Origin of the sequence: Bradyrhizobium sp. AC87j1, assembly GCF_002936975.1 — a bacterium.
GTDB classification, from domain to species: Bacteria; Pseudomonadota; Alphaproteobacteria; order Rhizobiales; family Xanthobacteraceae; genus Bradyrhizobium; species Bradyrhizobium shewense.
The window spans coordinates 1-20,168 of sequence record NZ_PTFE01000076.1; the positions used below are offsets into that span (position 1 = coordinate 1).

Annotated in this window: 19 protein-coding genes; 11 read left to right on the top strand and 8 right to left on the bottom strand. The window is 65.0% G+C overall.

Translation table 11 applies throughout. From position 1 onward, the window contains the following. The 3 genes from CV770_RS29970 to CV770_RS29980 all read left to right on the top strand — a co-directional run. Positions 1–482 (top strand): TRAP transporter large permease subunit (locus CV770_RS29970; protein ID WP_146101377.1); only part of this gene is annotated, 482 nt, incomplete at its 5' end. Further along, positions 443–856, top strand: a complete 414-nt coding sequence (locus tag CV770_RS29975; RefSeq protein WP_104464936.1) for a DUF1850 domain-containing protein — start codon at positions 443–445, stop codon at positions 854–856. The genes CV770_RS29970 and CV770_RS29975, both read left to right, overlap by 40 nt. A 95-nt stretch (positions 857–951) precedes the next feature. Next, a complete protein-coding gene (locus tag CV770_RS29980; RefSeq protein WP_104464937.1) occupies positions 952–1,758 on the top strand; it encodes an SDR family NAD(P)-dependent oxidoreductase in 807 nt (268 codons plus the stop codon). A 200-nt stretch (positions 1,759–1,958) separates the two neighbouring features. Here the strand turns inward: CV770_RS29980 and CV770_RS29985 are convergent, their stop codons facing one another. After that, positions 1,959–2,729: a hypothetical protein gene (locus CV770_RS29985; RefSeq protein WP_091955770.1), complete on the bottom strand. Its 771-nt coding sequence runs from the start codon at positions 2,727–2,729 to the stop codon at positions 1,959–1,961. A gap of 211 nt (positions 2,730–2,940) precedes the next feature. Next, positions 2,941–4,518 (bottom strand): cation:proton antiporter, encoded by a 1,578-nt coding sequence (locus CV770_RS29990; RefSeq protein WP_104464938.1) that lies wholly within the window; start codon positions 4,516–4,518, stop codon positions 2,941–2,943. A 104-nt stretch (positions 4,519–4,622) separates the two neighbouring features. On the opposite strand from CV770_RS29990, the gene CV770_RS29995 reads away from it, so the two are divergent. The 5 genes from CV770_RS29995 (at position 4,623) to CV770_RS30015 (ending at position 9,923) form a co-directional block, all read left to right on the top strand. Beyond that, a complete protein-coding gene (locus CV770_RS29995; RefSeq protein ID WP_104464939.1) occupies positions 4,623–5,387 on the top strand; it encodes a tetratricopeptide repeat protein in 765 nt (254 codons plus the stop codon). 131 nt (positions 5,388–5,518) lie between these two features. Beyond that, a complete protein-coding gene (locus CV770_RS30000; RefSeq protein ID WP_104464940.1) occupies positions 5,519–6,904 on the top strand; it encodes a tetratricopeptide repeat protein in 1,386 nt (461 codons plus the stop codon). 334 nt (positions 6,905–7,238) lie between these two features. After that, the gene (locus tag CV770_RS30005) at positions 7,239–9,149 is read left to right on the top strand and encodes a propionyl-CoA synthetase (protein ID WP_104464941.1); all 1,911 of its coding nucleotides are present in this window, start codon (positions 7,239–7,241) and stop codon (positions 9,147–9,149) included. A 282-nt stretch (positions 9,150–9,431) separates the two neighbouring features. Further along, the gene (locus tag CV770_RS30010; protein WP_091955780.1) at positions 9,432–9,692 is read left to right on the top strand and encodes a hypothetical protein; all 261 of its coding nucleotides are present in this window, start codon (positions 9,432–9,434) and stop codon (positions 9,690–9,692) included. A 24-nt stretch (positions 9,693–9,716) separates the two neighbouring features. Then, a complete protein-coding gene (locus CV770_RS30015) occupies positions 9,717–9,923 on the top strand; it encodes a DUF6494 family protein (RefSeq protein ID WP_091955782.1) in 207 nt (68 codons plus the stop codon). A 151-nt stretch (positions 9,924–10,074) separates the two neighbouring features. On the opposite strand, the gene CV770_RS30020 is transcribed toward CV770_RS30015, so the two are convergent. Then, positions 10,075–10,770 (bottom strand): DUF1013 domain-containing protein, encoded by a 696-nt coding sequence (locus tag CV770_RS30020; RefSeq protein ID WP_201760105.1) that lies wholly within the window; start codon positions 10,768–10,770, stop codon positions 10,075–10,077. Between the two features lie 243 nt (positions 10,771–11,013). On the opposite strand from CV770_RS30020, the gene ispH reads away from it, so the two are divergent. Genes ispH through rnhA form a run of 3 tightly spaced genes read left to right on the top strand, consistent with a single transcriptional unit; the run spans position 11,014 to position 13,433 of the window. Then, complete coding sequence (gene ispH / locus CV770_RS30025) at positions 11,014–11,982, top strand: 4-hydroxy-3-methylbut-2-enyl diphosphate reductase (protein ID WP_028140700.1); 969 nt, start codon at positions 11,014–11,016, stop codon at positions 11,980–11,982. Between the two features lie 6 nt (positions 11,983–11,988). Continuing rightward, complete coding sequence (locus CV770_RS30030) at positions 11,989–12,972, top strand: homoserine kinase (RefSeq protein WP_104464943.1); 984 nt, start codon at positions 11,989–11,991, stop codon at positions 12,970–12,972. Next, complete coding sequence (gene rnhA / locus CV770_RS30035; protein WP_104464944.1) at positions 12,969–13,433, top strand: ribonuclease HI; 465 nt, start codon at positions 12,969–12,971, stop codon at positions 13,431–13,433. The genes CV770_RS30030 and rnhA overlap by 4 nt, the downstream gene beginning before the upstream one ends. Before the next feature lie 202 nt (positions 13,434–13,635). Here rnhA and CV770_RS30040 read toward each other — a convergent pair whose 3' ends face one another. The 5 genes from CV770_RS30040 to CV770_RS30060 all read right to left on the bottom strand — a co-directional run bounded on the left by CV770_RS30040 (position 13,636) and on the right by CV770_RS30060 (position 20,142). Beyond that, positions 13,636–14,121, bottom strand: coding sequence for a peroxiredoxin (locus tag CV770_RS30040; RefSeq protein ID WP_091955791.1), 486 nt, complete (start codon positions 14,119–14,121; stop codon positions 13,636–13,638). Positions 14,122–14,229: 108 nt separating this feature from the next. Next, on the bottom strand, positions 14,230–14,784 hold the full coding sequence (locus CV770_RS30045; RefSeq protein WP_104464945.1) for a DUF924 family protein: 555 nt from the start codon (positions 14,782–14,784) through the stop codon (positions 14,230–14,232). A 15-nt stretch (positions 14,785–14,799) separates the two neighbouring features. Further along, positions 14,800–16,485, bottom strand: coding sequence for a long-chain fatty acid--CoA ligase (locus CV770_RS30050; RefSeq protein WP_104464946.1), 1,686 nt, complete (start codon positions 16,483–16,485; stop codon positions 14,800–14,802). A 183-nt stretch (positions 16,486–16,668) separates the two neighbouring features. Next, the gene (locus tag CV770_RS30055) at positions 16,669–18,156 is read right to left on the bottom strand and encodes a D-alanyl-D-alanine carboxypeptidase family protein (RefSeq protein WP_104464947.1); all 1,488 of its coding nucleotides are present in this window, start codon (positions 18,154–18,156) and stop codon (positions 16,669–16,671) included. 189 nt (positions 18,157–18,345) lie between these two features. Continuing rightward, a complete protein-coding gene (locus tag CV770_RS30060) occupies positions 18,346–20,142 on the bottom strand; it encodes a glucan ABC transporter ATP-binding protein/ permease (protein WP_091955799.1) in 1,797 nt (598 codons plus the stop codon). Positions 20,143–20,168: the final 26 nt, after the last annotated feature.

Below are 20,168 nucleotides of genomic sequence, written 5' to 3' on the forward strand. Positions count from 1 at the left end.
TAGGGGTGCCCTTGATCGCGAGCCACATGTTCGCGTTCTACTATGGCATCATGGCCGACCTCTCGCCGCCGGTGGCGCTCGCCGCGCTCGCGGCGGCGCCGATCGCGAAGGAGAACCCGGACAAGATCGGCTGGGAGGCGATGCGCATCGCGCTCGCCGGCTACGTCATTCCCTTCATATTCGTCTATTCGCCGGCATTGATGCTGCAAGCCGGCGACCCCATGGCGGCCAAGCTCGGCTTCTACGGCGCGGTGGCGCTGGCGACCGTCAAGGCATTGGCAGCGATCGGCCTGTTCGGCATGGTGGCGATCGGTTTCCTGTTCACCCGGCTGACGCTGATCGAGCGCCTGGTCGCGCTCGGCGCCGCGTTCTGCCTGCTCGGCGATTTCCCGTTCAGCGACACCGCGGGCTTCCTGCTGACGGCGGCGATCGTGCTGTGGCAATGGCGGCAGCGCCCACCGGTGCCGGTCGAGGCGGTGTGAGCCTCTGCTTCGCAACCGCTTTCGGCGGGAAGGCGCTGGCGCTGTCCGCGTTCACGCTGGTCTGGACGCATTCGATCGCGAAAGTCGACTGGCAGGAGGATTGGCGCGTCACCCCCGCCGGTCTCGAACTGGTGCAGGCCCGCGTCAAGGGCACCGGCCCCGGCATGGAGCCGCCGCCCGAGGCGCGGCTGGTCGACGGCTGGTTTCAGTGGCAGCCCGCGCAGGCACCGATGCAGGAGGTCATGCTCGGCAATTCGGGCGCCGCCGGTGAATGGCGGCTGTGCCATGACGGACAGTGCCGGACGCTGTCGGAGATTGTCGGGCATCCCATTGGTGCTAACGTCACCACGATGAAGGTGTGCAACGATCCGTAGCCCGGATGGAGCGAAGCGCAATCCCGGACAGTGGCCCCGGATTACGCTTACGCTCCATCCGGGCTACAACAAGAACAACAACAAGGAGACACACGATGGATCGGCTCAAGGGCAAGGTTGCGATGGTGGTGGGCGCCGGCTCGATCGGGCCCGGCTGGGGCAACGGCAAGGCGACCGCCGTGACCTTTGCGCGCGAGGGCGCGCAGGTGTTTTGCGTCGATCGCAACGGCGCCGCGGCCGAGGAGACTGCAAAGATCATCACGGGCGAAGGCGGCAAGGCGACCGCGTTCACGGCCGACGTGTCCCGGTCTGCCGAGATCGAGGCGATGGTGGCGGCGTGCCTGAAGGCCTATGGCCGCATCGACGTGCTCGACAACAATGTCGGCATCGCCGAGATGGGCAGCGTGGTCGAGGTGACCGAGGAGAGCTGGGACCGCGTCTTCAGCGTCAACCTCAAGAGCGCCTATTTCGCCATGAAGCACGTCATTCCAGTGATGGTGAAGCAGGGCGGCGGCTCGATCATCAACATCTCCTCGATCGCCTCGATCCGCCACATGGGCATCTCCTACGTCACCTATGGCACCTCGAAGGCGGCGATGAATCAGATGACGCGCACCACCGCGATCGAGTTCGCGCGCCACCATGTGCGAGTAAATGCGATCCTGCCCGGCCTGATGAAGACGCCGATGGTCGAACACTCTGCCGGTCTTGCCGCCAGCTACGCCAAGGGCGATGTCGAGGCGATGTGGCGCGCGCGCGATGCGCAGGTGCCGATGGGGCACATGGGCGATGCCTTCGACGTCGCCAACGCCGCGCTGTTTCTGGCGTCGGACGAGTCGAAATATGTGACCGGGATCGAGCTCGTGGTCGACGGCGGGATCACGTGCAAGGCGGGGGCGTGATTTCAATCTCTGCTGTCGTCCCGGGGCGCGCAACGCGCGAACCCGGGACCCATAACCACAGGGAGAAGTCGTAGCGCGAGCCGGTAACTCCGAGTCTTCGCCAAACCACGGCCTGTGGTTATGGGTCCCGGATCTGCGCTACGCCCCAGTCAACGCTTCGCGTTGCCTGGAGCTTCGCTTGTCCGGGACGACAGCGGTGATTACTGCGCCAGCGCCAGAATTCCGCCGGCGAACGAATGCCACGCCGCGGTCTCGCTGATCGGCCAGTTCAGGACCTTCACCGCCAGCAGCGCGAGCGTGCCATAGATGTAGACCGGATGCACGCGGCCTTCGGTGCGCCAGTCGCGCACCATGGCGACGACGAGGAGCAGCGATGCGACGACGGCCGGCGCGATCGTCACCGGCACCGGCGGCGGGCCGGGCGGTCCCGGAGGCGCCAGGAAGGTCAGGAACCATCGCGCGATCGCGGCATCGAGGATCGAGACCGCGGCGAGCAGCATCAGGCGCTTGTGAATCTCGGGTCTGCGCGTGTTCATGATTGCGAGCACGAACACGATTGCAAAGAACGCAATCCCGCTCATCGGCACGATCGAGAAGCCGATGCCGGCCTCTTTCTGCCCGAGCGCGGCGGAGTGCTGCATCACATGCACGGAGGCGAGGAAGCCGAAGATCGTCATCGCGGTGGCGAGCGACACGCCGGCGATGCCGAGAGAACGGTGATTGACCACGCGCCCCGAGGCGGCGAGCCAGGTCTGAAGCACGAAATAGACAGACCAGGTGAAGAACAAGAGTCCGTGAAAGTGAATCACGGGGCTTGCGGACAGCGTCCGGTTGGCGAGGGGAACCCAATAGGTCGGTGCGAAGCCGAGAAACGCGGTGGCCGCGCAGGCCAGGGCCATATGCAGATAAAAATATCGCGCAGGCGACGCATCTCGCGCGCGTACACGACGGTCGTCGGTCAGAGTCGTCATCAGGAATGAGTCTGGGGAGGTGGGGTTTGGTTCAAACCCCGCTGTCGTCCCGGGGCGCGCGTAGCGCGAGCCCGGGACCCATAACCACAGGGTCGAGTTACCGGGCGAGCTCGTAACTCCAAGTCTTCGCCAAACCACGTCCTGTGGTTATGGGTCCCGAATCTGCGCTTCGCTTGTCCGGGACGACAGCGGAGTGTGCTGCTCTAGAGAATCATCCCCCCGCGCTCAATTCTGCGCGATCGAGCTCCTCTTCGAGCCGGTGGAAGGCATCGTCGCCGATCACTTCGGTGGCGCGGAGGTCGAAGATCGATTTGCGCGCGGCCGCGATGGCGCGGCGGCGCAGGGGATCGGCGGGCAGCTCGCCACTGGCGATGCCACCGTGAGGATCGCTCCCGGCCTGCATCAGGATGGCGCGATATTCGAGCCGCAGGATCTCCGCCTCCTCCGACGGATCGCTCTCGATCGCATCGAGCGCGGCGCGATAAGCGACGGCGCGGGCGCGCGCGACCTCGGTGCCGACGGGGTCGTCGTCCCTAAGGCCGAACGCCAGGATCAGCGGCCGCAGCGTCAGGCCCTGGATCACCAGCGATCCCAGCACCACCGCAAAGGCGATGAAGACGATGAAGTCACGATAGGGAAAGGTTTCTGGCAAGGCAAAAGCTGTGGCGAGCGTGACGAGGCCGCGCATGCCGCACCAGGAGATGATGAGACCGCCTTTGGGCGAAGCGACGGCCCTGGGGTCGTTCGGATGATAGATCCCCTGCGCGACCAGCACCCGCAAGGTCGTGCGATAGAACGTCACCCAGGCGAGGCGCACCAGGATCACCGTCAGCAGGATCCAGCCGGCGGCCACGCAATATTCCCAGCGCACGTCCGCATCCAGCCGCGTCCAGATCGGCCGCATCTGCATGCCGATCAGCATGAAGGCGAGCACGTTGAGCACGAACACCATCGTTTCCCACACCGCATAGGACGGCACCCGCAGCCGTGCTGGCATGCGCGCCCCCGCCGTGCGCGCCATGGTGATGGCGTAGACGACGATGGTGAGAATGCCGGAGAGGCCGAGATGCTCCGCGGCGATCCAGACCATGAAGGTGGTGGCGAACTGCACGATGATCGCGCTGGGTGCTTCCCTGACCCGTTCCAGGAGCAGCGGGATGATGTAACCCGCGAGCAGGCCGGCGACGACGCTGCCGACCAACGCCAGCGCCATGGTCGGCGCGACCTGGCTCCATGTCAGATGCTCAGTGGCGACGGCACCGACCGCGATGCGATAGATCAGAAGCGCGCTCGCGTCGTTGAGCAGGCTTTCGCCCTCCAGGACTTTCACCATGCGGTGGGGCAGCTTGACCTGGCTCAGGATCGCGACCGCAGCGGCCGCATCGGGCGGGGCCACGATGGCACCGAGCGCGACCGCGGCGGCCCACGGCATATCGGGCATCAGCCGGTGCGCGACGAAGGCGACGCCGGCCGTGGTCAGGCCGACCGCGGCGACGACCAGGGTCGAGACCGGAACCCAATTGTTGCGCAGGTCGCGCAGCGAGGTGTCGAAGGCGGCATCGAGCAGCACCGGTGCGACAAAAAGCGCCAATGCCAGGTCCGGCTCCAGCGCCCAGGACGGGCTGGACGGCACGAAGGCGATCAGCGCGCCGCCGATGGCGAGAAAGGTCGGGTAGGGGACCTTGATCCGCCGCGCCAGCGCCGATAAGGCAACGGCGCCGAGCAGAAGCGCGATGATCCATTCGAATGTCGACACGATGATCCCCGAAGCCGGTTTGAGCGGCGCCACAAGCTAGCACCAATCCGGCCGTATGATGGATAGTACGGCCCCGAGGCAAGACGTAAGGCAAGGCTCGAGGCAAGAACGAAAGCAGACGTCCGACAGCAACGAGCATGCGTTTTCGAAAACTCATTCAATCGTCAGGTGCCGTATTGTTTGGGGCGCTGTCGCTCACTGCCGCCCAGGCTGCGACCGGCGGCGAGCCGGCTGCGGTGATACAGGTCGATGTCGCCTCATGCCTCGCGGCGACCGCGGCAGACGATGTGGACAAGGCTGCCACGGCCTGTGCCGCCGTGATCGACAATGAGAAGACGGCGAAGGGGGATCTGATCAAGGCGCTGATCGCGCGCGCCGCGCTCTATGCGCGGCACGACCAGGTCGACCGCGCCATCGCCGACGACAGCCGCGCCCTTTTGCTCGACCCTGGGCTCGCCGACATCTGGAATGCGCGCGGCGAGCTCAGGCTGAAGAAGGGCGACAAGCCCAAGGCGGTGCAGGATTTCGGCGCGGCGCTGAAGATCGATCCGAACCACGAGAAGGCCAAGGCCAATCACAAGGCAATGGCGCGCGAGCTCGAGCGGATCGGCGCGCAGATGGCGGTCGCCGGCAAGCCCAGCTTCAATTGCAGGCGTGCGGCTCGGGCGGTGGAGAAGGCGATCTGCGGCAACCGCGTGCTCGCCGATCTTGATCGCGAGATCTTTGCCTCCAATGCGCGTGTGATCCGGGAGGCGCGCAATCCGGCGGAAGCGAAGAACCTCCAGCGTGAACAGGACGAGTTCATTGCCCGCCGCAATGCCGGGTACGGCCGGGCGGGGTATGATCTGAAGAAGGCGATGCAGGAGCGGCTGCAGCGACTGAATGGCGTGGACGGGTATTGACGATTCTTCGCCTCTCCCCGCAGGCGGGGCGAGGGAGTGATGCGCCGCGCGCCCCTAACTGTTCCCAAATTGAACCCATTTCTTCCCTGCCGCGACAATGGTGAGAACCCGACGCCACGGAGCCCTCTGCCATGTGCGGCACGCATTCTTCCGCGCAAGCGCATTCGCTTGCCAAAATCTCGCTTCGCGCTTTTCTTCTCGGGGCGGCGATGAGCCTCGTCCTTGCAGCCCCCGCCTCGGCGGGCACCGATTGCGTAATGGGCAGCAAGGCTGCTCCCGCGGAGCTGATCCCGGCCTGCACCGTCATCATCGACCAGGGCGCAAGTCCCGCGTCCGACCGCGCGGCGGCGCTGCTGGTTCGCGCCGACGCCAATGCGCGGACTTCGGGCGGCCTCACGCAAGCCCTGCGGGACATCGACCGTGCCATCGCAATCGACGGCAAGAATGCAAAGTCCTGGCGCCTGCGCGGCGACCTCTTGCGCGAAGCCGGCGGCGATCTCAACCGCGCGGCGGCGGATCTGAGCAAGGCGATCGAGCTCGATCCGCGGGATGCGGAGGCTTACGAGCTGCGCGGTGTCGTGTATACCACCCAGCGCAGGCTTGACCGTGCGCTCGCCGATTACGACCAGGCGATCAAGCTGAAGCCGGATGATGCACAGGCATGGTCCGACCGCGGCGTGAACTACTATCTCGGCGGCGACAACGAGAAGGCGATCAAGGATCTCAGCGAGGCGCTGCGGCTCGATCCCAACCGTCCGCGCACCTACACCAACCGCGGCGCGGCATACAAGAAGCTCGGCCAGCTCGACAAGGCGGTGGCCGACGACGGCGAGGCGATCAGGCTCGATCCGAAGGTGCCCGAATATTTTGACAACCGCGGGCTCACCTATGCCGCCATGAAAGAGTACGACAAGGCGATCGCCGATTACGACCAGGCGCTGCGCCTGGCGCCCCGGCCGAACTTCTTCACCAACCGCGGCGATTCCTACCAGTTCAAGGGTGAGTTCGGAGCGGCGCTCAGCGACTACGACGCTGCGCTGAAGCTCGATCCGAATTTCGCGCAAACCTACAACAACCGCGCCGTGCTCTACAAGAAGATGGGCGAGCGCAAGAAGGCGCTGGCCGATTACGAGACAGCGCTCAAGCTCGATCCCGGTAACGAGAATGCTGCCAACGGCCGCCGCAGCACGATCGCGGAGATCGCGAAATTCGGCGGTGAGCCGCCGCGGGCGCTGAATGCGGCGTCCGGCAATGGTCCGTCCTTCGAATGCGCGACGGCCAGGCGTGAGGTCGAGAAGGTGATCTGCGCCGATCCGCAACTGGGCGTGCTCGACCGCCAGATCGCCGAGACCTACGAGCGCGTGCTGAAATCGGCGGGCAAGCGCTCGGCTGGCGAAGTACGCAAGACCCAGCGCGATTTCCTTAGCCTCCGCAACGCCAGCTTCGGCCGGCCGGGCTATGATCTGAGGAAGGTCATGCAGGACCGGTTACAGAAGCTGAATGCGACGGAGAGCTAGTCGCTGCCACGCGCACAAGACGTTCCTCCCCCCTTGTGGGGGAGGGTTAGGGAGGGGGGTAGCCACGAACTCGGAGCGGAGTTCGTGGCTACCCCCTCTCCGGCTCTCCCCCACAAGGGGGGAGAGAGCCCACCTATGCTGTCGCGCTAGTTTGCCTCGATCTCCACGGCTCGCTTATCGCTTCGACGAGACCCATCCTTTTCAGCTTGAACCGCGGCCCGTTCCCGGGAAAATACCTCTCAAACAAGGCCGACACTTGATCCGGGTCATGGCGGGGCGACCGTCGTGCCGCAAGGTTCAAGGTCAGGCCAATAAAGGTAACGGGAGCGCGGGAATGAACATCCAGGGCAACAGCAGTTATCACGAGGTCCATGCCCGCTCGCTGGCCGACCCCGAAGGCTTCTGGGCCGAGGCGGCGAAGGAGATCGACTGGATCGAGCCGCCCAAATCGATCTTCGACCCCTCGCAGGGAACCTATGGCCGCTGGTTCGCCGGCGGTGTCGTCAATACCTGCTACAACGCGCTCGACCGCCATGTCGAAGGCGGCCGCGCCGACCAGGTCGCGCTGATCCACGATTCACCGCTGGCCGGCAGCGTTACCAAATTCACCTATGCCGAACTGCTGAACGAGGTGCAGGCGCTCGCCGCCATCATGCAGGATTTCGGCGTCGCCAAGGGCGATCGCGTCATCCTTTATATGCCGATGGTGCCGGAGGCCGTGGTCGCAATGCTCGCCTGCGCGCGGATCGGGGCGGTGCACTCCGTGGTGTTCGGCGGCTTTGCAGCGAAGGAGCTTGCCACCCGCATCGACGACGCGCAGCCGAAACTCATCCTCTCCGCAAGCTGCGGCATCGAGCCCGGCCGCATCGTGCAGTACAAGCCGCTGCTCGACGAGGCGATCAGGCTTGCCGGTAGCAAGCCGAAGGCCTGCATCGTGCTGCAACGCCCGCAGCTCACTTGCGACCTGGCCCCGGGGCGGGACTACGATTGGGCAAGCCTGCGCCGCAAGGCGATGAACGACGGCAAGAAGGCCGCATGCGCGCCTGTCGCCGCGACCGATCCGCTCTACATCCTCTACACCTCGGGCACCACTGGCATCCCGAAGGGCGTCGTGCGCGACAATGGCGGCCATCTCGTCGCGGTGAAATGGTCGATGTTCAACCTCTATGGCGTCAAGCCGGGCGAGGTGTGGTGGTGCGGCTCCGACATCGGCTGGGTGGTCGGCCACAGCTACATCGTCTACGGCCCGCTGCTGCACGGTGCGACGACGATCATGTATGAGGGCAAGCCGGTCGGCACGCCCGACGCCGGCGCGTTCTGGCGCGTGATCTCGGAGCACAAGGCGGTCGCGTTCTTCACCGCGCCGACCGCGTTCCGCGCGATCCGGAAAGACGATCCGGAAGGAAAGTTCATCCGGCAATACGACCTGTCGAATTTCCGCACCCTGTTCCTCGCCGGCGAGCGTGCCGATCCGCCGACGGTCGCATGGGCGGAGCAGCAGCTGAAGGTGCCGGTGATCGACCATTGGTGGCAGACCGAAACCGGCTGGTGCATCGCCGGCAATCCGGTCGGGCTCGGCATGCTGCCGGTGAAGCATGGCTCGCCGACGGTGCCGATGCCGGGCTACCAGGTCGACGTGGTCGACGAGGCGGCAAAGCCGGTCGGGCCCAACACCATGGGCTCGATCGTCATCAAGCTGCCGATGCCGCCGGGCTGTCTGCCGACGCTGTGGAATCAGGATGCGCGCTTCAAGGAGGCTTATCTCAGCGAATTCCCCGGCTATTACAAAACCTCGGATGCCGGCTACAAGGACGAGGACGGCTATGTCTTCGTCATGGGCCGCACCGACGACATCATCAACGTCGCCGGCCATCGGCTCTCCACCGGCGGCATGGAGGAGATCCTGGCCTCGCATCCCGATGTTGCCGAATGTGCCGTGCTCGGCGTCAAGGACGCGATCAAGGGCGAGGTGCCGTGCGGCTTCCTGGTGCTCAAGGCCGGTGTGAAGCGTGCGCCCGCCGAGATCGAGAAGGAGATCGTCGCGCTGGTGCGCGACAAGCTCGGCCCGGTCGCCGCCTTCAAGCTCGCGATCACCGTGGGACGCCTGCCCAAGACGCGCTCCGGAAAGATTCTGCGCGGCACCATCAAGAAGATCGCCGACGGCGAGTCCTGGACCATGCCGGCGACGATCGAGGACCCCAAGACGCTCGACGAGATCGGGGAGGCGCTGAAGGGGCGGGTGTGACGCGAAGCGTCATCGCGGGGCGATGCGTAGCATCGAGCCCGGAATCTCGAGATTCCTCGGTGCGCAATTGCGCACCTGAGGTCTGGTGCTTACCCACCATCCCGGAATGACCGACTCCATTGGGGGCTTGAATAGGCCGCATTTTTCCGCTCAACCCTCATCCTGAGGAGCGCGCCTGGCGCGCGTCTCGAAGGATGAAAGGCCCCGCTGCTGCATCCGGGCCTTTCATGGTTCGAGACGCCCGCTGCGCGGGCTCCTCACCATGAGGACGAAAGAGCTGCTATGAATGCGAAGCCGTTTCTTGCGATTGTGTTTGCGGGCCTCATGCTCTCCGCCTGCTCCGCGCGCTACCAGACGCCGGTGGCGATGGGCGGCGACGATGACGATGCGGTCTGCCTGAGCCGGGGCAATGCGCAGGGCTCGCCGGAATACGTGGCCTGCCGCAAGGACCGCGACGTGCAGCGCAACGCCGCCACCGCCCGTGCCGATCGCCGCCAGCGCGACCTCGGCGAATACATGCTGAACCATCCTGAGCGGCCGTAGGTCGCCCGGTTAACGGAGGGATTCATGAACGAGGACCAGTTCAACACGTCTTTGCGCAAATTCCTCAAGCAGGTCGGGGTCACCTCACAGCGCGAGATCGAGAAGGCCGTGCGCGATGCGATCGCCGCCGGCCGGATCAAGGGACACGAGAAGCTCAAGACGAAGATGGTGCTGACCATCGATGGCGTCGGACTCGTCCACGAAGTCGACGACGTGATCGAGCTCGGCTGAGCTCCTGCGTGCCATCCGCTCCACGTCCCTTCTGACTTTCGTCCTGGGGCTCGACTGTCCGGGCCGGGTCGTCCCGCCATCAAGCAAAAACGCGGCGGATGGCTCCGCCGCGTTCGAATCGATTTGGACGTTCGGCGCGAGGCGCGGAGCCTTACTCCTCCTCGTCTTCCTGCTTCTTGCCGCCGAGCGTCTTCAGCTTGGCGAACACGGCGTCGAGGTTGAGGTCGTCGCTCGATCGCTCGGCCGGCTCGAACTCGTCCTTCTTGGTGGTCTCGGACGCCGGCAGCAGGGTCGCGCCACCATAGGCTGCGTCGATCGGCTTCTCCTTGGCCGCGCGCGCCACCTCGAAATCGAGCTCGATCTGCGAGCAGAGGCCGAGGGTGACAGGGTCGATCGGGGTCAGCTGGGAGGTGTTCCAGTGGGTTCGGTCCCGCACGCTCGCGATGGTGCTCTTGGTGGTGCCGACCAGACGCATGATCTGGGCGTCCTTGAGCTCGGCATGGTTGCGCAGCAGCCAGAGGATGGCGCTCGGACGCTCGTGGCGGCGCGAGACCGGGGTGTAGCGCGGGCCCTTGCGCTTGGGCTGGGGCGGCAGCACCACCTTGCTCTCCTGGAGGCGGAGCCGATAATCCGGACTCCTCTCGCCCTTCTCGATCTCCTCGCGGGTCAGCTGGCCGTTGGAGAGGGGATCCATGCCCTTGATGCCCTGGGCAGCATCGCCGTCGGCGATCGCGCGCACCTCGAGGGGGTGCATCTTGGTGAAATCGGCGACCTGGTCGAAGGTCAGCGCGGTGTTGTCGAGCAGCCAGACGGCGGTCGCCTTGGGCATCAGCGGTGCGTTGCTCATGGCAAATCTCCTTTGTGCTTCGCCCACCCCTCTGGAGGCGAAACCGGTGGTCATCAGCGATGACTGGGAATTCGCGCTATATAAGCCCGGAGGGGGTAGCCACGCAATGGTTCTGCTATAGATAGTGCCTTGACAGCGCCCGAAAGGGGGCCCAATTCCCTGTAAGCCCGTACCCAAGCCCTATTCCATCCATCGACCGCTTCCCGCCCATTTGGCGAGGTGATTCGGTCCCGAGATCGCTCAATGTCAGCCAAACCAGACCTCAAGATCGTGCTTTGTTCTCCCCGTGGCTTCTGCGCCGGGGTGGTCCGGGCGATCGACACCGTGGAACGGGCGCTCGATAAGTACGGCGCCCCCGTCTATGTTCGCCATGAGATTGTGCACAACAAGTATGTCGTCGACGGGTTGAAGAAGAAGGGCGCAATCTTCGTCGAGGAGCTGGCCGAAATCCCGGAAAACACCAGCGCCCCGGTGGTGTTCTCGGCCCACGGCGTGCCGAAGTCGGTTCCGGCCGATGCCCAGTCCCGCAATTTGTTCTCGCTGGATGCGACCTGCCCGCTGGTGACCAAGGTGCACCGCGAGGCCGCGATCCACTTCAAGCGTGGCCGCGAGATCTTCCTGATCGGCCACTCCCATCACCCCGAAGTAGTCGGCACGCTCGGCCAGCTTCCGACCGGCGCCGTGACCCTGATCGAGACCGCCGAGGACGCCAAGACGATCTCCCCGAAGGATCCCAACAACCTCGCCTTCGTGACCCAGACAACGCTGTCGATCGACGACACCGCGGAGATCGTGGCGCTGCTCAAGGAGCGCTTCCCGAACATCAACGGGCCGCACAAGGAAGACATCTGCTATGCCACCACCAACCGCCAGCTCGCGGTGAAGAAGGTGGCGCCGGTGGTCGACGCGCTCATCGTCGTCGGTGCCCCCAATTCGTCGAACTCGCAGCGCCTGCGCGAGGTCGCCGAGCGCGAGGGCTGCGGGATTGCGGTGCTGGCGCAGCGTGCCACCGACATCGACTGGGACAAGTTCGGCAACATCAAAAGCCTCGGCATCACCGCGGGCGCCTCCGCGCCGGAAGTGATCGTCGAGGAGATCATGGACGCGTTCGCCGAGCGCTACACGCTGCATGTGGAGACGGTCTCGGCCGCGGAGGAGAACGAGTTCTTCCCGTTGCCGCGTCAGGTGCGCCCCGAAGCCGCCGCCGAGTAGACTTTTATGGCGGTCTACACCGACGTTGCCGCCGAAGAGCTTGCGGATTTCCTGAAGCAATACGAGCTCGGCGAATTGCTCTCCTACAAGGGCATCGCCGAGGGTGTCGAGAACACCAACTTCCTGCTGCATACCAGCCAGGGTTCGTTCATCCTCACGCTCTACGAGAAGCGCGTGGCGAAGAATGACCTGCCGTTCTTCCTCGCCCTGATGACGCATCTGGCCGAGCACGGCATCAACTGCCCGCTGCCGGTGAAGGGAAGAGACGGCGAGGCGTTGCGCGAGCTGTCGGGGCGTCCCGCGGCGATCATCACCTTTCTCGAAGGCATGTGGCCGCGCAAGCCGAACGTGGCCCATTGCGCCGGCGTCGGTGGGGCGCTGGCGAAGATGCATCTGGCCGGCGCGAACTTTGCGGTTCGGCGCGCCAATGCGCTGTCGGTCGCGGGCTGGCGGCCGCTGTTCGATGCGGCTTCGAACCGTGCCGACGAGGTGCAGCCGGGCCTGCGCGCCTTTCTCGCGACCGAGCTCGACCATCTCTCGAGCGGGATCTGGCCGGGCAATCTGCCGGAGGGCGTGATCCACGCCGACCTCTTCAACGACAACGTCTTCTTCCTCGGCGACCAGCTCTCGGGGATCATCGACTTCACCTTCGCCTGCAACGACATGCTGGCCTATGACGTCGCGATCTGCCTCAACGCCTGGTGCTTCGAGCCGGATCATTCCTTCAACGTCACCAAGGCGCGCGCCTTCCTCAACGCCTATGGCCGGGTGCGAAAGCTCTCCGACGCCGAAGAGGCCGCGCTGCCGCTGCTGGCCCGTGGTGCTGCGATCCGCTTCCTGCTGACGCGGCTGGTGGATTGGCTCAACGTGCCCGAGGGCGCGCTGGTCAAGCCGAAGGACCCGCTGGAATATTTTCGCAAGCTGCGCTTCCACCAGAGCGTGACGAGCGTACGCGATTACGGGCTGATGCCGTCAGGATTGGTCGCGTGAGCGAGCGTCCCAATGTCACGATCTATACCGATGGCGCCTGCTCGGGAAATCCCGGACCGGGCGGCTGGGGCGCGATCCTGAAGTTCGGCGACAAGGAAAAAGAGTTGAACGGCGGCGAGCGCCACACCACCAACAACCAGATGGAGTTGATGGCCGCGATCTCCGCGCTCGAGGCGCTGAAGAAGCCGTGCACGGTCGATCTCTATACCGACAGCCAGTATGTCCGGCAGGGCATCACCGGCTGGATCTTCGGCTGGAAGCGCAACGGCTGGCGCACCGCTGACAAGAAACCCGTGAAGAATGTCGAGCTATGGCAGCGCCTGGATGCCGCGCTGAAGCAGCACGAAGTCCGCTGGCACTGGGTCAAGGGCCATGCCGGCCACCCCGAGAACGAGCGCGCCGATCAGCTGGCGCGGGATGGGATCGTGAAGGCGCGGTTGCAGCAGAGGCTGGCGGAGTAGGGGCGAGCGCTCACTCTCTCCGCTCGTCATGGCCGGGCTTGACCCGGCCATCCACGCCTTACCGCTCGGAGCCAAGAACGTGGATGCCCGGGACAAGCCCGGGCATGACGTCATTTTTGGGAACGGCTTCTTCTAGATCGAGGAAGATGGTGAGCACGGCGCTGACGCCCCTTTGCCCACCCTACGGAACTTCCGCCGCGGCTCAGAGCTGCCCGAGCAGCGTATCGCCGCCGGAGACCTCGACCTTGCCGGGCATCGCTTCGAGGTTCAGCTTCTTGACCACGCCGTCCTCGACCAGCATCGAATAGCGCTTGGAGCGGATGCCGAGGCCGTTGGCGGAGGCGTCCAGTTCCATGCCGATCGCCTTGGCGAATTCGGCATTGCCGTCGGCGAGGAAGATGGCCTCGTCGCGCTGGTCGGTGTCGCGCTTCCAGGCGTTCATGACGAAGGCGTCGTTGACGGACACGATGGCGATGCTGTCGACGCCCTTGTCCTTCATGGCATAGGCGTTGAGGAAGATGCTCGGCAGATGCATCTTGTGGCAGGTGCCGGTATAGGCGCCTGGCACCGCGAACAGCGCCACCTTCTTGCCCTTGAAGATATCGTCGGTGGTCTTCACCTGCGGGCCTTCCGCCGTCATCACGCGGAATTTCGCCTCGGGCAGCTTGTCGCCAGTCTGGATCGCCATTGTCGGTCTCCCTGAATATCGATCCCGCTTATTAGACCGTGCGGCGGGCCCGCACAATATTGCCGGCGGGCGAAGCGGTGAGGGTGGGGCCCCTTCACCGTGATGTCATCAACCGGCGAAGCCGCCCTTGTCGAGGAAGGCCTGCTCTTCCTCGGTGCTGTCGCGGCCGAGCAGGTGGTTGCGGTGGGGAAACCGGCCGAACCGCTGGATGATGTCGGCGTGCTCCCGGGCGTATTTCAGGTTTTCGGCATTCTCGGTGTTTTGAAACAGCGCGACGCAGTGCAGCTGGTCGGGCAGGTGCTCGGAATGCATGAGGGGCAGATAAAGGAATTCGAGCAGGACCGGATCGACCCTGCCATCGACCCCGCGATCGATCGCCCGGCGGGCGACGTCGCGCGCCTGGGCATCGCTGGCAAAGGCCTGGGGCGTGCCGCGGAACATGTTGCGGGGGAATTGATCGAGCACGATGACCAGCGCGAGTGCGCCGTCATCGCTTGCCTCCCATGACGCCAGCCCGCCGACGACTGCCTTCTGCCACAAAGCAAGGAAGCGGCGCCTGACCTCGGCATCGAAGGCGTCGTTGCGCTTGTACCAGCGCTCGCGGCCGACCTTGCGCCAGAAGGCGAGAATGCCTGATGGCTGGATATCGTCGACGACGGTCATGAACCGCAGACGCGCTTACGCCGCCTGAGCCTTCTTCTCGTCGCGCAGTTCGCGTCGCAGGATCTTGCCGACATTGGTCTTGGGCAGGTCGCTGCGGAATTCGATGTGCTTGGGCACCTTGTAGCCGGTGAGCTGCTCGTGACAGAATTTGATCACGGCCTCGGCGGTGAGGTCCTGATCCTTCTTCACCACGAAAGCCTTCACCGCTTCGCCCGACTTGGAATCGGGGATGCCGATCACGGCGCATTCGAGCACGCCCGGATGGCTCGCGATCACTTCCTCGATCTCGTTGGGATAGACGTTGAAGCCGGAGACCAGGATCATGTCCTTCTTGCGGTCGACGATCTTGGTGTAGCCCTTCTCGTCCATGATGCCGATGTCGCCGGTGCGGAAATAGCCGTCCGCGGTCATCACCTTGGCGGTCTCCTCGGGCCTGTTCCAGTAGCCCGACATCACCTGCGGACCCTTGGCGCAGATCTCGCCCGCCTGGCCGAGCGGGACTTCGTTGCCGTCATCGTCGCGGATCGAGATGTAGGTCGATGGCACGGGAATGCCGATCGTCCCCGTGAACTCGGTGGCCGTTGCCGGATTGCAGGTCAGCGTCGGCGAAGTCTCCGACAGGCCGTAACCCTCGGCGATGAAGCAGCCGGTGATCGCCTTCCATTGATCGGCCACGGGGCGCTGCACCGCCATGCCGCCGCCGTTGGAGATCTTCAGCTTGGAGAAGTCGAGCTTCTTGAAATCAGGGTGATGCATCAGGCCGTTGTAGAGCGTGTTCACGGCCGGGAAGCTGTTGACCTGGTATTTCGCCAGCTCCTTGACGAAGCCGGCGATGTCGCGCGGGTTGGGGATCAGGAGATTGCAGCCGCCGGCGCGCACCGCGAGCAGGTAGCAGGCCGTCAGCGCGAAGATGTGATAGAGCGGCAGCGCGCAGACGATCATGAGCTGGTCGACATGCGGCGGTGCGGCGAGCGCCGGCTGAAGCCAGGCGTCGTTCTGCAGGACATTGGCGACGATGTTGCGGTGGAGCAGGGTGGCGCCCTTGGAGACGCCGGTGGTGCCGCCGGTATATTGCAGGAAGGCGACGTCGCCCGGCGAGAGTTTTGGCTTGTTGAAGGTCATGCCGCGGCCGGCCGACACCGCATCGTTGAAAGAGACCGAGCCCGGCAGCGACCATGCCGGTACCATCTTCTTGACGCGGCGGACGACGAGATTGACGATCACGCCCTTGAAGCCGAGCAGATCGCCCATGCTGCCGACGATGACGTGCTTGACCTGCGTCTTGGCGATCACCTGCTCGACGGTGTGGGCGAAATTCTCCAGCACGATGATGGCTTCGGCGCCTGAATCCTTGAGCTGGTGCTCGAGCTCGCGCGGGGTGTAGAGCGGATTGACATTGACCACCGCGAAACCGGCGCGCAGTGCGGCGGCGGTCGCGATCGGATATTGCAGCACGTTCGGCATCATGATGGCGATGCGGGCGCCGCGCTGCAGCCCGCGGCCCTGCAAATAGGCGGCGAGCGCGACCGACATCTGGTCGAGGTCGCGATAGCTGATGGACTTGTCCATGCAGATGAACGCCTTGCGGTCGGCGAACTTGGTGAAGCTCTCTTCAAGAAGATCGACCAGCGATGCGTATTGGGTCGGCTCGATATCGGCGGGCACGCCGGGCGGATATTGCTTGAGCCAGATGCGCTCCATGGAAAACTCCCCTCATCTACCAGAGCCCGCTGTGTCTCGGGCTTGCCTCATTGCTGCCAGTATCGAGCTTGCTGGAACGGGTGGCAAGTCGTTGAGGCTTAATAGGTCAGGAAGTGGCTACTGGAATCGTCGAGTAGCCGCGCTGCCGCAGGTGCGAAGCGCGGGGGGCGGCTCGGCGCGCCGTTAACTGTTGTTGGCCGGCTTGGCGGCGGGCTTGGTCGCGGCCTTGGGCTTGGCGGGCTTCGGATCGCTGCTAGCCGCGGGCTTCTCGGCGGGTTTTGCCGCCGCGTCGTGCTTGGCGGCCGCATGCTTGGGCGCCGCCGGCTTCGCCGCAGTCTTGGCGTCGCTCTTGTCGTTGCTCTTATCGTTTTTCTTGGCCTCAGCCGGCTTGGCAACAGGCTTCACGGCCGCCGTCTTGGTGTCCTTGGCGGCGTCTTTCGGCTTGTCGGCCGCGTCAGGCTTCTTGGCCACGCGCGACTTCTTGCCACGCGGCTTGGACGCCGTCTGCTGGTCGGCATCGGCCACGACCGCCGCGATCAGGGCGGTGCCGGTGCGGGTCGGGCCGGTATAGACCAGCACGGGCTCGGTCGCCGCTGGAGCCGAGGCCATCAGCTCGGAGGCCTTCATCAGGGGCGGCTGGAGGCCGGCGGTGAAGAAGGTCACCTGGGCTTCGCCGCCGGTGGCCGAGGCGGATCCGCTGGTGCCGCCATTGGCCGCAATCAGCGCATCGTCGTCGTCGCTGGCCGGCCGCTTGCGATGGCCGCCGCACATCTCGTCGCGCAGGTTCGGCGGCGAGGCGTCGACCGGCACGAGGTTATCGACCGTGCCGAGCGAGGGGCGCAGCCACGTCAGATTGTCCTGGCCGAAGCCGCGCTCCAGCAACTGCGCCGCCTTCACCGCGCGCGCGGTGCCGGAATTGGCGCCGAGCACCACCGCGATCAGCCGGCGGCCGTTGCGCGTGGCCGAGGCGACGAGGTTGTAGCCGGAGGCACAGATGAAGCCGGTCTTGAAACCGTCGGCGCCAGGATAGCGGCCGATCAGCTTGTTGAAATTGCCGGTGGTGCGCTTGCCGAAGCGGATCGCCGGGATGTGCACGAAGTATTCGTATTCCGGAAGGTCGCGCAGGAACGAGCGTGCGAGGATGCCGAGGTCGCGCGCCGACGTGATCTGGCCGTCGGCAGGAAGGCCGTTCGGATTGACGTAGCTGGTCTGCGTCATGCCGAGCTTCTTCGCGGTATCGTTCATCATCGCGGAGAAACCGTCGATCGAACCGCCGACGCCTTCAGCGAGCACCACGGCCATGTCGTTCGCCGACTTGACCATCATCATCTTCAACGCGTTATCGACGGTGAGCTGCGTTCCCGGACGGAACCCCATCTTCGAAGGCGATTGCGAGGCTGCCGTCGGCGATACCGTAAGCAGCGAGTCGAGCGTCAGCCTGCCGTCCTTGACTGCCCTCAACGTCACATAGGCTGTCATGATCTTGGTGACGGAGGCCGGATACCAGGGAATGGTCGCGTTTTCGGCCTGCAACACCTTACCGCTGTCGGCCTCGATCAGCAGCAGCGCTTCGGCGCTCGCCGCGCGCGGCGAAAGCAGCGCGGCACATGCGAGCGACGCAGCGAACAGGTTGAACAGGGATTTGCGAAGCAGCGGGCGTAGGGCGTGCACTATCCGATTCCGGTCCTTGGAGACCCGCCTGATACGGGCGGTGCTCGTGATCTGATCGTCGGTTCTGAAATCCAGCGCCGCCGCTTGCGGCGCCGCAAACCTATACCGGCTGGTGCGTCGAGAACAGGGGCATGAGCGGGGTATTCCGCAATGAAATAGGCCGAATTTCGACGATCCTGTGGGGACTTGCTACGGGGATTTGGCAGCAGTCGCAGCAGCCTCAGCGGCTGTCACACTGGCCCGTGTGGTCTCGTGAACCATGAACTGGGCCCTGGCGAGCTCGGCGAAATGGCCGCTCTTGGCCACGAGTTCATCGAAAGTTCCGCTTTCGATCACCCGCCCGTTCTCGAACACCAGGATCCGCGTGGCGTTGCGGATGGTGGAGAGCCGGTGGGCAATCACGAAGGTGGTGCGGCCCTTCATCACTTCGTCGAGAGCGGCATTCACCTTGGCCTCGGTGACGGCGTCGAGCGCGGAGGTGGCCTCGTCCAGGATCAGGATCGGCGGGTCCTTCAACAGCGCGCGGGCGATTGACAGCCGCTGCCGCTCGCCGCCGGAGAGCATGCGGCCGCGCTCGCCGGCATTGGTCTCGAAGCCGCCGCTGCGCTCGATGAAATCGAGCGCCTGCGCACGTTCGGCCGCCTTGCGCAACTCGGCCTCGGTCGCATCCGGCTTGCCGACGCGCAGATTCTCCTCGATCGAGCGGTTGAACAGCAGCGCCTCCTGGAACACGACGCCGATATTCCGGCGCAGCGAGGTCAGCGTGACGCCGCGCACGTCCATGCCGTCGATCTTGATGAAACCCGACTGCGGGTCGAAGGCGCGATGCAACAGCGCGATCGCGGTGGATTTGCCGGCGCCGGTCGGGCCGACCAGCGCGATGGTCTGGCCGGGCAGTGCGGTGAAGGTGAGGTCCTCGATCGCCGGTCGCTTGCCGTCATAGGAGAAGGTGACGTCGTTGAACTCGACGAGGCCGGACAGCCTGCCGGCGTCGATCGCGTCGGGCCTGTCGTGCACCGCGGGCACGGCGTCGAGCACATTGAAGAACTCGCGCAGGCGGGGCGCTTCCATGAACACGTTGTTGATGAAGCTCACCACCTGCTCGAGCTTCTGGATCAGCAGCGTCGCAAAGCTCACGAACATCACGATCTCGCCGACCGAGGTGAGCCCCTGGTCGTGCAGCGCGATGCCGAGCGTGAAGATCGCGAGCACGGTGATGGTGGTGGAGGCGCGCGTAATGACGGTGACGAGCGCCCACCATGACAGCACCGGCATCTGCGCTTCGAGCAATTGATCGGCGATCGAGCGCAGCCCCTTTACCTCGGATTCGACGCGCACGAAGCTCTGAACCAGCGCGACATTGCCGAGCGCATCGGAGGCGCGCGCGGACAGCTCGCTATATTGCTCCTCGACCGCCATCTGCATGCCGAAGGTCTTGCGCACCACGAAGGTCGTCAGCGCGGTGAAGACGATGCAGAGCACGAACAGCAGGATCGCGAGCCGCCAGTTCAGGTAGAGCGACAGCGGTAGCAGCACCACGACCGAGAGGATCGCGGCAAAGTGCTCGCGGAAGAAGCCGAGCCACAGCCGCCACAAGGCGTCGGTGCCGTTGAGCATCACCTTCATCAGTCGGCCCGAATGGGTGCCGGAGTGGAAGGTCAGCGGCAATTGCAGGATGTGCTCGAAATAATCGGTCAGCACCGCCTGGCGCTGGCGGTGCGAGAGCCGGTCGGCCTGCAAGGCCACGAGCGCGCTGCAGAGAATGGTGAACAGCCCGAAGGCGACCCAGGCTACCAGGAACGGCCAGGCCGAGCTCGACCCGGCCACCGTCTTGCCCGAGAGCACGTCGACGATCCGCCCGAACAGCACGGGTTCGGCGAATTGCGAGCCCGCGAGCAGGAGATTGGCGACCGCGAGCAGCCAGCCCAGCCGCGCCTCCTTGCCGAGCAGTTCGAGAACACGTGTGTAGAGACGGAGGATGGGCATGCGGGCGACGAACTCGAGCGGATAAC

Bases quoted from the DNA above. Each gene is read 5' to 3' on its own strand.
- CV770_RS30000 (WP_104464940.1), top strand. From the start codon at position 5,519: ATGTGCGGCACGCATTCTTCCGCGCAAGCGCATTCGCTTGCCAAAATC.
- CV770_RS30060 (WP_091955799.1), bottom strand. From the start codon at position 20,142: ATGCCCATCCTCCGTCTCTACACACGTGTTCTCGAACTGCTCGGCAAG.
- CV770_RS30005 (WP_104464941.1), top strand. From the start codon at position 7,239: ATGAACATCCAGGGCAACAGCAGTTATCACGAGGTCCATGCCCGCTCG.
- CV770_RS30050 (WP_104464946.1), bottom strand. From the start codon at position 16,485: ATGGAGCGCATCTGGCTCAAGCAATATCCGCCCGGCGTGCCCGCCGAT.
- CV770_RS30015 (WP_091955782.1), top strand. From the start codon at position 9,717: ATGAACGAGGACCAGTTCAACACGTCTTTGCGCAAATTCCTCAAGCAG.
- CV770_RS30045 (WP_104464945.1), bottom strand. From the start codon at position 14,784: ATGACCGTCGTCGACGATATCCAGCCATCAGGCATTCTCGCCTTCTGG.
- ispH (WP_028140700.1), top strand. From the start codon at position 11,014: ATGTCAGCCAAACCAGACCTCAAGATCGTGCTTTGTTCTCCCCGTGGC.
- CV770_RS30030 (WP_104464943.1), top strand. From the start codon at position 11,989: ATGGCGGTCTACACCGACGTTGCCGCCGAAGAGCTTGCGGATTTCCTG.
- CV770_RS29995 (WP_104464939.1), top strand. From the start codon at position 4,623: ATGCGTTTTCGAAAACTCATTCAATCGTCAGGTGCCGTATTGTTTGGG.
- CV770_RS29980 (WP_104464937.1), top strand. From the start codon at position 952: ATGGATCGGCTCAAGGGCAAGGTTGCGATGGTGGTGGGCGCCGGCTCG.
- CV770_RS29975 (WP_104464936.1), top strand. From the start codon at position 443: ATGGCGGCAGCGCCCACCGGTGCCGGTCGAGGCGGTGTGAGCCTCTGC.
- CV770_RS30010 (WP_091955780.1), top strand. From the start codon at position 9,432: ATGAATGCGAAGCCGTTTCTTGCGATTGTGTTTGCGGGCCTCATGCTC.
- CV770_RS29985 (WP_091955770.1), bottom strand. From the start codon at position 2,729: ATGACGACTCTGACCGACGACCGTCGTGTACGCGCGCGAGATGCGTCG.
- CV770_RS30020 (WP_201760105.1), bottom strand. From the start codon at position 10,770: ATGAGCAACGCACCGCTGATGCCCAAGGCGACCGCCGTCTGGCTGCTC.
- CV770_RS30040 (WP_091955791.1), bottom strand. From the start codon at position 14,121: ATGGCGATCCAGACTGGCGACAAGCTGCCCGAGGCGAAATTCCGCGTG.